General features: G+C 39.9%; 7 protein-coding genes. 3 read left to right on the top strand and 4 right to left on the bottom strand.

Annotated features, from left to right (window positions below; genetic code table 11):
* Positions 1-294 precede the first annotated feature (294 nt).
* On the bottom strand, positions 295-2,847 hold the full coding sequence (locus C2M30_RS12680) for a TonB-dependent receptor (RefSeq protein ID WP_105171873.1): 2,553 nt from the start codon (positions 2,845-2,847) through the stop codon (positions 295-297).
* A gap of 1,007 nt (positions 2,848-3,854) precedes the next feature.
* Positions 3,855-5,081 (bottom strand): threonine/serine ThrE exporter family protein, encoded by a 1,227-nt coding sequence (locus C2M30_RS12675; RefSeq protein WP_100915054.1) that lies wholly within the window; start codon positions 5,079-5,081, stop codon positions 3,855-3,857.
* Positions 5,082-5,429: 348 nt separating this feature from the next.
* Between C2M30_RS12675 and C2M30_RS12670 the strand changes: the two genes are divergently transcribed.
* Positions 5,430-6,242, top strand: coding sequence for a substrate-binding periplasmic protein (locus C2M30_RS12670; RefSeq protein WP_105171872.1), 813 nt, complete (start codon positions 5,430-5,432; stop codon positions 6,240-6,242).
* Positions 6,243-6,382: 140 nt separating this feature from the next.
* Positions 6,383-6,679: an antibiotic biosynthesis monooxygenase family protein gene (locus C2M30_RS12665; RefSeq protein WP_105171871.1), complete on the top strand. Its 297-nt coding sequence runs from the start codon at positions 6,383-6,385 to the stop codon at positions 6,677-6,679.
* A 140-nt stretch (positions 6,680-6,819) separates the two neighbouring features.
* Here the strand turns inward: C2M30_RS12665 and C2M30_RS12660 are convergent, their stop codons facing one another.
* Positions 6,820-8,784 (bottom strand): methyl-accepting chemotaxis protein, encoded by a 1,965-nt coding sequence (locus C2M30_RS12660; protein ID WP_105171870.1) that lies wholly within the window; start codon positions 8,782-8,784, stop codon positions 6,820-6,822.
* Positions 8,785-8,924: 140 nt separating this feature from the next.
* Positions 8,925-10,157 (bottom strand): glycosyltransferase, encoded by a 1,233-nt coding sequence (locus C2M30_RS12655; protein ID WP_105171869.1) that lies wholly within the window; start codon positions 10,155-10,157, stop codon positions 8,925-8,927.
* Between the two features lie 229 nt (positions 10,158-10,386).
* Between C2M30_RS12655 and C2M30_RS12650 the strand changes: the two genes are divergently transcribed.
* Positions 10,387-12,792, top strand: a complete 2,406-nt coding sequence (locus tag C2M30_RS12650; protein ID WP_105171868.1) for an alpha/beta hydrolase family protein — start codon at positions 10,387-10,389, stop codon at positions 12,790-12,792.
* Positions 12,793-12,918: the final 126 nt, after the last annotated feature.

Genomic DNA, 12,918 nt, shown 5'->3' with positions numbered 1-12,918 from the left:
TCGTAATTAGATAACGCAATGACAAAACCAAATATCGAGCAAGGGGGTTTAAACGTTTTGCAACGAAAAAACGAAAAAGTGGGTTAAGAATACGCAAACTTACTGCGGAATTGAATTGATATTTCGACTTTTTTAAGAAATTTTAATGGCTTGTAGCGCAATAATTGAAAGCAAAAAAAACAGCGAATATTACATTCGCTGTTTTGGGGGGTTCTGAAGTGTAAGAGTTTTCTAATAGGGGGCAGTCCTGTGTTAGCTCTGCGCAATTAAGCGCAGTGAAACTCTTTTTCAGAATTAAAAGTTAAATCGAACACCTGCAACATAGCGACGGCCATCGGCATAAACACCGGTTAGTGCTTGTTCTACGCCTTTTTCTTGGTAGCTAAAGGTATGCTCATCGGTTAAGTTAATGGCTTCAAATACTAACGTAATGTTCTCGGTTACGTTGTAGTTAATATTGGCATCAATTTGTCCGTAATCGTCTACGTAACCCGGCCAACCAAGACCTGTATCATAGCCTGTGCGGTAGTTGTACGAAATACGGCCGTTTAGGTACTCATTTTCATAGTATGCACTTAGGTTAATCGTGTGCTCAGAGTTACCAGGAATAGTAATATCTTCACCATTTGGACCTTTCGCTTCACCATCAACATAAGTGTAGTTAGCCATTACACCTAGGCCTTGATAAATATCGTGTTGCACCGCAAGCTCTAAACCTTGAATTGTACCGCTACGACCATTTACCGGGCGATTTACCAATATACCAACACCTTCGTGAGTTTCAAGCGTTAGCTGTGAGTCTAAGAAAGATTGAATATCTTTATGAAATAGTGCCGCTGAGAATAAACTTGCTTCATCAAAGTACCATTCAATACTTACATCAAATTGGTTTGCACGATACGGGTCGATATCTGGGTTACCACCTGTGCCGGTTTTAGTTTCTAGGTTGTATGAAGTTGATGGTGTCATTGAGTTATAGTCTGGGCGAGACATTACGCGTGCAGCTGCAAGTCGCATAATAAGATCATCATCTAAATCAATCGCTAAGTTAAGGCTTGGTAGAACGTCAAAATAGTCTTTTGATTGCGTTTGCCAATTTTCACCAACGTAAGCGCCTGTATCTTGGTTTGTTTGTACTAAACGTACGCCTAAGTTACCGCGCAGGCTATCTGCGTCAATATCCGCCTTAATGTAACCAGCCAAGATTTGCTCTTCTACTTCAAAGGTACTTGCTTTTAATAAGTTGTATTGCCAACCTAGGGCATCACCTTCACGACGTACTTTGTTTGAATCAGTAATGGCGTAGTTTTTAAGTGTACCATTTGAGCCTAAACCCGATAGATAATCTGACGGCATTTGGAGCGAATAATCGGCTAATGACCAGCCTAAATCAGTACGTGTTGCAGTTTGACGTTTCTCATTATAGCGACTGTGGTCGCGATATTTAGCACCAAATTTAATATTACTAAATACTGCAACATCAACTGGGCGGTTAAAGTCTACTTGTACATAATGTTCATCGTCTTTGGCGTTATTTTGGTCGTAACGTAAGAAATCAAGTGACCATTTAGTGCCATCAGCGGGATCAGCGCTATAGCTAGTTTTCATATCTTCAACGCTTGACGCATCATATGAATGCACGTAGTTACCACCCCAACCAACACTGCGGTCAGCATGTGAACCACCTGAGCCTTTGGTATAACCTAAGTGAACTGAGGTTTGCCAAATATCACCTTGAAAGTCTGCTTTTAAATCATATGACTCGGTGCTAAGTTCTGAGTTACGTACTTTGGTCTCATCAAGAATATTATTGCCATCTGGCGATAAACCGAGTGTGCCTGCAATAAGCATTTTGCCAACTTTGTCATGATCAATAATCGTCACGTCTTGATATTTTGACCCGCCGTAGCCAGGTAACCACAAGAAGTTTTGGTTTTCATTGTTAGCTTCTAATGTTGAATCAAGGGCATTAAAGGTAATGTCTAAGGCATCACTTGGACGGTATTGTAGCGACGCATTGAAACCAGTGCGGACACGCTCTTGCGAAAACATGGCTGACCCACCGCCACCAGAACTATAAACATTCTTATGAACTGTACCATCTTCCATTTCAATATCGCGATGCGTCCAGCTCCATGATTCAATACCATCTCGGCGTAAATTGCGTTGCTGACGTACCACTGAGATTAGTGCACCAAAGGTTTCGTCTTCATTTTTCCATGAATATAAGCCACTTAGTTGTGGGTCAGTTTCACCTGATACTTCACTGTGTTGCGCCATTAAGCTACCAGCGATTTTATTGGCTTCTAATTCTAGTGGTTTACGGGTACGAACGATCACTGTACCACCAATAGAGCCCTCATCAATATCGGCTTCTGGTGACTTATACACTTCAAGTCCAGATACAATTTCTGAAGGAAGCATAGTGTAATTAAAACCACGACTAGCAGGGGAGTTTGTCCACCAATCTACTGAGCCTACAGCTTGGCCATTTAATAATGTTCTGTTTTGGCTTTCAGACGTACCACGAATACTTACTCGTTCACCTTCACCAAAATTACGTGAAATCGATACGCCGGTAATACGTTGAAGCGATTCTGCTACGTTTTGGTCTGGAAATTTGCCAATGTCTTCAGCGGTTACGGCATCAACAACCGAACCCGAAAAACGTTTAGTATTAAGTGATTTCACTAAGCTGCCACGGATCCCGCGGACCTGAATTACCTCAACGTCGCTTTGTTCAGCAGTGTTTTCTTCTGCAGCCTGTACATATGTTGTGCTTAAGCTCGCTGCCAATAATGCCTGACTAATAGCTAGGCTTAATTTATTCTTAGTAGATATAGCCATTGTTTCCCCTTGCGATGTAAAAACCATCAGTTGTTATTTTTTAACGGTAACTGTTTGCTTAAATCACACACCGTTAACAATTGCCCGATGCGGAATGTGTTTTAAGCTGGGGTAATAGCTACATGATTAGTTGTGAATCGTATTGATTGGTTATGAATAGTTCTGAATTATAGAGTTTAATTTTAAATAAATATTAAAAACAATAGTTTACAGGTTGATTTATTTTTAATAAGTTAAGTTTATTTAACGAAATTTGTAGAAGATCAATTGGTTAATATACTTATTCGATATTGAAATCGGATGAAAAAAGGGTTTATGTGTTATTTATTCGTTAAATTTCCAGTTGTGGCTATTAAAATCCTATTGTTTAGCATGCCGCTTGATTGGCCGTTTTAAAAAATAAACGTTGTAAGTAACAAGTTAGTTGTGTTGTTCACTTTTTGCTTTTACTAAGTTGATGGTAATCAGCGTTTGATATTGTAATACCGTAAAAATGTCCCATTTAGAGCAGTAAAAATTAATCATTCGAAAACACTTGCACTAGTTTTGTGTGTACTGAGTTAACGGGCTATAAAAATGAGAAGGTATTGAGTTTTGTTGTTAATTTTTGCCGCCGATGAAGGTATTTAAAAAAGGCTGAGACAGAAAGCATATATAGAATGCTGAGCCATTACACGTTAGTTGTTTTACATAACCAAAGTGATAACACGATTCGAAAAACAAACATACAGCGTGGTACAACACGTTTTGATTTGAAAGAAGCTTATATTTGAAAGAAGTTATACGGCTAAGAGCAAGGCTGTCTTTTTAATGGGGTTTTCTTACGGTGTTGGTATTTTTTGTAAAATGAAGTAGGAGTAAAAGGCGGGCTCACCTCGTTCGAGCAATGAGTCGTTTGATCTCATGATATTGAATAACGCTATATAAAGCTTGAGTGAACCGCTCCATGGTTAACCAATAAAGCTGGTGGAAAAAGTGAGTCGCCTAAGGTTGGCGACTCGAATATCTTAAAGGCTTTTCTTTGGAGGCAATGCCACGTTTGCAAATATGAGTCCGGCGACCAGAGACATAAAAATAAGAAAGGTTTGTTGGCCAATACCTGTGCTCGCAACAAACTCTTGCCCTGAGATTAACGAGTTTAATCCAATATAGGTTTTACTTCCGGGAACCAATACGATCAAACCTTGCATTGCTACAATACATGCGGGTGCATTGGCAACACGTGTAAATAAGTTACTGTAAACACCAACCGCAAATGCACCAACAAATGTGCCGAGTGCATAATCTAAATACAGAGCGCCCGCAATACTTGCACCATAAGCGACAAACCCCGCCACAATTGACCACACCGCATGTTTCGCTTTGGTACGAAAGATAACGATTAAGCTCATACATAAAATAGCGATGGCAAGCCAAGCAGTCCATTTTGGCATTTGTGGTGGTGCAACAAAGTCGGTTTGCCCAAATAGCGAAAAGCCAACTGCTATACCTAAAAATGCGCCAAAATAGAGCTTAAAGAGCAGCATTAAGGCATCCATTACGCGCGCAGTACCAGAAACTAAGTGACGTGCAGATAACTCAGCCAGGCCAAGTGTTAATGCTAAGCCTGGTATAAATACAATGATGGCGGATAATATTACCATGCGTATATTGATGCCAGGGTCGATGTAAACGCTTATCGCGCACGCTAAGATGGCGGCAACAATAGAAACCACAGCTTCAAGCATATGGGCAACACGTTTCGAACGTTCTGACCACAGCACAAACAAATAAATAACACCGCTAATTAACGTTGACCAAAGTACATCATTCCAACTTGTTCCCATTAGCATGGCAAATGCACCGCCTGACATAACAAATGCAATACCCGTAACAAAGCGGTTGTATGGGTTAGGTAAATTCGCTATTTCATCAAGTGCGTGGTCGGCTTGTTCTAAGGTAATTGTGTAGTCAGTTAGTTTATCAACAAGTTCATCACTGCGTGCAAGCGCGCCTAGGTCTAATTCACCTGGAGCAACACGCGCCGCATGGGTATATTCGTCTTCATGGCCTTCTGTCCAGATAACAAATGTTAATGCGGTTGGTGTAATTATAAACGACGCTTTTAAGCCTAAAAATGTTGCTAAATTTTCTAGATGAGCTTCTAGTCGGTAAGCAGGTGTACCGAATTTGTGCAGCATTTTACCAAGCTTTACAATAAAGCGGCGTTTTTGCGTAAAACTAGCTGTGTTCAAGGTTTTAAATCTACATATACAGTGATGACTCGCAAATTTTATGTTTTATTTACGGTTTGTCTAGTTTTGTTTATGTTAAATATCAACAATTGTAATAAATACGGGTCAAGATCAATAAAACATCCATCAATTTATACATATTGATAACAAAGGTAATTTATAAAATAATTTATTAATTTTATGTTAACGTTAAAGTAACATAGGTCAACGCACAAGGCTGATTGTTATGGAATGACGTGCTTTAATGAGTGTAACTAATTGGTTAGGTATGGCCTATTAGTATTGTTTGCCAACGTATTAATGTGCAAATAGTATGGTGTGGTATGAAAAGGATATTGAGGTGTAAACGTGAACTGGATAGTCAAACTTGTCATTATAACTGTATGTTTTGGTAATCTAGTGCAGGCGTATGAGAATGTAACAGTCACTATTTATACGGAACACTTTCCGCCTTACAACTTTCGAGAAGGCGACAAAATCAAAGGCATTAATCATGATATTGTTGCCCGTGCATGCGAAGTCGCAGGTATAAAGTGCAAATTTAAAATGTATCCTTGGCAGCGTGCTATGGCATTGTCATTATCAAAACGTTTTGCTGGGCTGGTTTCGACCTCCCGATTACCGGACCGTGAAGCACATTTTCAATGGGTTGGGCCATTAGTGTCGAGTCCCGCATGTTTTTACAAGTTAGCTCATCGGAGCGACATTAGCATTGCGTCAAAACAACAGCTTAACCATTACACAGTGGGCTTAAACAAAGGCGATGTTTATGAACACGTGCTGCAAAATTGGGGCATGCAAGAAAACGTTAATTACGTTATTTACTCAGAAAAATTTGGCGAAGTTGACGCGTTTAAAAAAGGGAAGTTAGATTTATTTATTGCATCCGCCAATACACTTCAATACCACATAGACAGCGATAGACTCGCATTGCACGAAGTTGAACCTGTATTTGTAATAAGCGATGAGGCATTACTTGGCAATTATTTAGCGCTTAATTTGGCAATGCCGATTGAAATAGTCGAGAAACTACAAAATGCGCTGGTTGAATTAAATCAAAGTAACGAAATTCAGTTAATTAAAAAGCGTTATATTCCGACAGCCCAAAGTGTGATTTCAGAATCAGAACTATCGTTAACCAAACGCTGTATTTATGGTTAGTTTTTTACGTAAAGTTATCAATTTAGTAATCGTGATTTTGCTAACGCTGTAAATAGTCTTCACCTTTGTAAAATCACATATCTAGTTTTCATACCAGAATCTGACGCAACACGTCATCGGCATAATTTTAAGGGAATAATATGTTTAGAGTGGTATACGAATGGAAAGTGCCAGTAGCGCAGCAACAAGCATTTCAAACCATTTGGCGTACAACAACTGAAACGATTCATAGTACTGTAGAGGGCGCGTTTGGCAGTTTTATGCTGCGTTCAAGTGATGATCCTGAAAAAATACTCACAGTTGCTAAGTGGCATTCACGCGAACATTGGCAACAATTTTGGGGTAATTGTAACCCTCATCAAATGCAGAAGATGCGAGCTATTGCCGAGCGCATTTCGGTTGAAACATATGATGAATTAGAAGATAGAAGCAAGTGATGAGTATTACTTAGCACTGATTTTAAGCTAATAAAGCCAAGCGTAATGGTTATATGCTTAAAACTGTATTGGAATAAGTGCCCAGGTTTTCAAAAGCGGATCACTTTCAAAAACTTGGGCACTTAAATTATTAACTCAGTTTAGCTAAGTTTAAATTTAGACCCGATCACATTTAATTCATCGGTAAGCGTTTTTAGCTGTAAACTGGCGTCAGCAATAAGTTCTGCGCCTGCGGCGTTTTCAAGTGCTGCATTGTTTATTGCGGTAATGCTTTGGGTTATTTCTTCAGCGGCAATACTTTGCTGTGCAGCCGCCGTTGCAATTGCTTCGGTATTTTGCGTCATCATATCCATATCAGCTAAAACATCGTGCATGGTTGCTTCACTGTTTTTAGCCTTTTCAAATGTGGTATTAGCAAGCTCGGTACTTTGTTCTATCGCAGTAACGGCACATTGTGTATCTGATTGTAATTCGTAAATTATTTTCTCAATATTGGCCGTAGATTGCTGCGTTTTGAAGGCAAGTTGCCTAACTTCATCTGCAACCACGGCAAAGCCGCGGCCTTGTTCACCTGCGCGGGCTGCTTCAATTGCGGCGTTTAGCGCAAGTAAGTTGGTTTGCTCAGTAACGCTTTGAATCACTTCAAGCACCGAGTTTATGCCAATACTTTTTCGTTCTACTTGATTAATAACACTGTTAGCTTGGTTTAACGACGTTTCTAACTGTTCGATTGCACTGAGTGCCTCATGAATATCACGGTTCGCCTCTTTGCTTTTAAGGCTTGCCAGCTGTGTTTGTTCAGAGCAATCTTTAGCGTTATTTGCCACTTCTTCGATGGTAATGGTCATTTCGTGCATTGCAGCTGATACGCGTTCAATACTAACGTGTTGTTCCTCTAAGCTTGATTTGGCTTGAATACTGGTTGAGCTTGTTTGCGACGCCATGCCCGTAAGTTGTTGGCTTGAAGAGATAATTGAACTAATAATGCTATGTAAACTTTGGTTCATTTTTTTCATTGAGTTAAGTAAACCAAAGGTGTACTGATTGCCAAATTGGTGTGTTAAATCACCATCAGCAATTTTCATCGCCAGTTTATGAATGTCTTTTGGTTCGCCACCAATTGGTTTTAAAATTGAGCGGGTAATAAGTAGCGCAGTAACAACAATACACACTAAGCTAAACAGCGAAATTATTAAAATCGATGATTTTAATGTTGCGGTTGCAGCAAAGGCTTCAGCTGCATCAATTTCTGATATAAGTACCCAGTTTATATCGCCAAAGTTGATTGGCATATATGCCGATAAGACAGCGTTGTCATTATAGTCTTGAATAATTTCGGTATTACTGATGCCACTTAGTCCTTTGGTTACAGCAAGCGTGCTTACGCCATTATCGGTTATATTACCAGCGAAACTCGCTTTAACGCTGCGACCAACCGGGTCTAAAAATGAGTCAGAGCGCATGCGATGATCTTGCCCAACAATATACGACTCCCCAGTTTCACCCATACCTTCGCGTTGCTGCATTAACGTGTTAATTTTGGTGATTGATAGTTGTAACGCAATCACACCTTTAATTTCGCCGTTTTGTCTAATTGGCTGTGCGATAAAAGCAGCGGGCTCATTGTTACTCGGTGCGTAGGCCGAAAAATCGATAATATTAAAGCTCTGGTTTAGCATTGTTTTGTTAAACAGGCTTGCTAAGCCAGATTGCGCGTAAGGGCCATCAAGCAAATTAGTTTGATAGTCTGATTCTTTTGCAACGCTGTAAAAAATATCACCATTTAGATCAATCAAGAATAAATCGTAATACTGATTGGTTTCGATAAAGCGCTTAAAGTAGTCTTGCTTTTTCTCAGCTAATTCTGCGTTTGTTACATCATCCATGTTGGTCCATGACGATGCAATTAACGATAAATCGGCTTTACTTTGGGCAAAGTAATTGCGTATTTCCGTCGCTTTGATATTTTTGATTGACGTTAATTGATTAAATGCTTGTTGTTCAAGTGCATTATTAGAAATTGTAATTGCGATAAGAGTAATAATAAACACTGGCACTAATGCCAGTGCTAAAAACGAAAATAACAGTTTTTGCTTAAGATTCATACGGTTTGAAACGATTTAGAGTAAAGTAAGTACAATATGTTACATTGTAATATAACTGTCATATAATGAGAATTGTTACTCTTTGTAAATGAGCAATAATGTTAAATTATTAATAATGCTCTTTTTATGTATATCGTTTTTTATTCGTCGTTATGTCGCGATTTGTTTTTTTCAGTGATCCATTGCGACATATATTTTGTGCTCGCATGCATATGATGTTTAAGCATTTGTCCGGTAAAGTTATTTAAACGATGTTGTTCTAAGTCATTATGTAGCGAATTGATTTTTTGAATTAAGTCGCAAGCTAGCGGTGCTTTAGCAAATTTCTCAATCAGCTTGTTATGGCACAAAGATGATTTTTGTTGCCACAGTGCAGTATTCGAATACAAATTTACGGCATCAGTAACAATATTTTCGGCGTGCTCACTCACAAGACCGGGCCAGTTTTCATTGTCGAACATGCCTTCAATGCCAATAGGTGTTGTGATAGAAGGGGTTTGACACACCATGGCATCTAAAAACTTTCCTTTTATACCAGCACCAAAACGCAGTGGGCTTAACATCACTTTGGCATTCTTTATTACTTCATAGGCGTCATCGCACCAGCCTTTTACAATAAAACCGGTTTTTTCATTAGAAATAGCCGTGGCTTTTGGTGGTGGATATGAACCATATATGTGTAGTTCTGCGGTTGGAAGTTGTTTACGGATCTGTGGCCAAATCTGCTGCAAAAATAACACACTATCCCAGTTTGGTGCGTGGCGAAAATTACCTATGGTGACAAAGTGCTGGCGCTCTTGAAAGCTTGGGTTCTCTGACAACTTATCGGTATCAAACATAAAGGGCAGATGATGCAATAAACTTGGCTCAAGCTTATATTGTGCTTGCAACAAGTTCATTTCATAGTCTGAAATAATAAGTGATAAATCACAGCGTAAAATGGCTGCAATTTCACGCTTTGCCAGATCAGATGACCAGTCTTGTGTTGTTAATGCGCGTCCCGCTTTGTGTGCTAAATGGCGTGCGTTTCTAACGCTCTGTAAATCTTCTGTATCAAGAATTTTCAACGCCTTAGGGCAGTATGTATCGACACGCCAGCCAAATTGTTCTTCCATCATAAAGCGGTCAAACATCACAATATCTGGGTTAAGTGCCGCAATATAGTCGTTAAAACTGTCGCAATTTAGGGTAATTTCAGCGCTTGAAACATGAATGCTGTTAAGGTCAAACATATGCGGCGTTTTTTGCGCAGGTGAGGCAAATTCTACCTGCCAGCCTTGCTCTAAAAATGTGTGCATAATCGACAAAATATGGCTGCCTGCAGCTGATGATTTAGGTTCCGGCCACACATAACCAATAACAAGAACTTTCACGGTGTTTCTCAACAAAAATATAATCGGCGCATTTTATCGTAAATTTAACGCAATTGCTTGAGTAAGCTAATTATAATCAATAGTCTTGAAGTCGTTTTACGATTCAAATGATTGAATGGTAATCAATTAAAATAAAAAGTAAGGAAGGGAAGGCTAACGTGGGCTGAAAAATTAAGCTTATATCACTTCTCGTTTGCTTGAATAATAAAATCACTACCAAGGAACAGTAATGAAACTACTTAAATTATTGGTTGTTGCTAGTGTGTTTTGTGGTTCGTTTGCTCATGCTAATGAGCAAGATAGCTATCAAACACCAAGTAAAGCATTAGCCGATTTAGTTGATGCGAAGCTAGCGCCAACAACGCGACTATCGCCCGATAATCAATGGATGGCGTTTTTGGAGCGCCAACGTATTGCAACACTACAAGAGCTTGCTAAACCAGAACTTAAACTTGCGGGCATTAAGTTAAACCCTAAAAACTTTTCGCGAGCGCGACCACGTTCAAAGTATCTGTCTATTACGTTTAAACACTTAGAAAATGGTCAAAATTTTACGGTTAAAGGCCTGCCAGAGGGACGTATTTTATCACCGTCGTGGTCTCCCGACAGTCAACATCTTGCATTTTTTATTGAGCAAGCGCATACGGCACAGTTATACCTTTTTAATATTTCAGAGCGCCGCCTGATCTCAGTTGATAACGCACCGCTTAATTCGGTGATTACGTCACGCCCGTATACTTGGTTACCCAATAGTGAAGGATTATTAATTAACCTTGCCGCGAATGCTAATAACCAAGCACCGTCAGCAGAAAATGCATCGATTGTACCCGTTATATCGCAAACGAGTGGCGAAAAAGCACCAGTACGTACATACCAAAATTTATTGCAAACACCACACGATAAGGCACTTTTTTCGTTTTATGGCTTGGGCCAGTTAGCTAAAGTGTCGCTTAGCGGTAATGTTACAAAGTTGGCAAAGCCGGGCATTATTCGCTCTTTTGTACCTTCGCCTAACAGTGACTACATTTTACTTGGGCAAATAGAAGCACCGTTTTCTTATTTAGTGCCGTATTCACGTTTTGCAACTAACTGGCAAGTAATTGATACAAAAGGAAAGCCAGTCGCAAGTGTTGAAAAACAAACGCTTGCCGAAAATATTCCGCAAGGCTTTGACAGTGTAAGAACAGATCGCCGCAGTTTTTCATGGCGTGCTGATAAATCAGCAACGCTAGTATGGGCACAGGCGCAAGATAACGGCTCAATGAAAACTGACGTGCCATTTCATGACTTCGTTTATAGTTGGAAAGCACCGTTTAACAGTGAACCAAAGCTCTTTGCAAAAGTTGAGCGCCGTTTTGCTGGCATTGAATGGGCGAATGACAATGTTGCTATGTTAAGTGACTGGCGCTTTAGCGACAGAAAAATTCGCACGCAAATTATCAATCCAGAAAACCCTGACGGCCCGCGCGTACTGTTTAATGAACGCTCTTACAACGACGCGTATAACGACCCTGGTAACTTTGTTTACGAACAAACTGAGTTTGGTACGCGCGCGGTGAAAGTGGTTGGCGAGCGCTACATGATGCTAACTGGTACTGGCGCATCAGACAAAGGCAATATTCCGTTTTTAGACCAGTTTGATATTAAAACAGCATCGTCAAAGCGTGTTTGGCAAAGCGAAGCGCCATACTATGAACGTGTGCGTGCGGTGCTTGATGACGCAGGTGAAAAACTGATTACACTTCGTGAATCTAAAACAGAGCAACCGAATTTTTACATTCGTGACTTAAAACAAAATACGCTTACGCAATTTACCGAATTCGCTCACCCTTACCCAGACTTTAAAAACATTAAAAAAGAGCAAATTAGCTATACCCGTGATGATGGTGTGGAACTGAGTGGCACTTTGTATTTACCTGCAGATTACAAAGGCGGCAAAGTGCCTGTGTTGATGTGGGCTTACCCGCTTGAATACAAAGATAAAGCAGTTGCATCGCAAGTACGTGATTCACCATATGAATTCACCTATATTGGCTATTGGGGACCGATGCCGTATTTAGCTAAAGGCATTGCGGTATTTGATGATCCAAAAATGCCGATTGTCGGTGTTGATGGCAGTGAGCCTAATGATACTTTTAGAACGCAATTAGTGAGCAGTGCACAAGCTGCGGTTGACGCGCTGGTTGAAAAAGGCGTAGCCGATGAATCACGCATAGCCATTGCGGGTCACTCGTATGGTGCATTTATGGTAGCGAATTTGTTAGCTCACAGTGACCTATTCAAAACCGGTATTGCGCGAAGTGGCGCATATAATCGTACATTAACACCGTTTGGTTTCCAGGGTGAAGAACGTGATTTTTGGCAGGGACAAGCCGTATATTCAGCAATGTCACCGTTTTTTCATGCGGAAAAAATTAATGAGCCTATGTTAATGATCCACGGTAAAGACGATCCAAACTCTGGTACTTATCCAATGCAGTCTGAGCGTATGTATAATGCGCTTAAAGGCTTAGGTAAAGAAGCAAGATTGGTAATGTTACCGTATGAAGGCCATGGCTATCGTGCAAGAGAGAGTATTTTGCACGTGCTTTGGGAGCAAGAGCAGTGGCTTGAGCAACATTTATTGAGTAAATAGACTCAATAGCGCTTAAAAAATGTAAAAATCGCCAGCATTCGTGCTGGCGATTTTTTATTGTTATTTTGGCAATATTTCTTTTTAAAACATATAACATTGATAATTTTGGTCTATGCTTTTTATACC

This window comes from Pseudoalteromonas sp. T1lg24 (assembly GCF_002964745.1).
Classification (GTDB): domain Bacteria; phylum Pseudomonadota; class Gammaproteobacteria; order Enterobacterales; family Alteromonadaceae; genus Pseudoalteromonas; species Pseudoalteromonas spongiae.
This window is presented reverse-complemented; position numbering and strand designations above follow the sequence as displayed.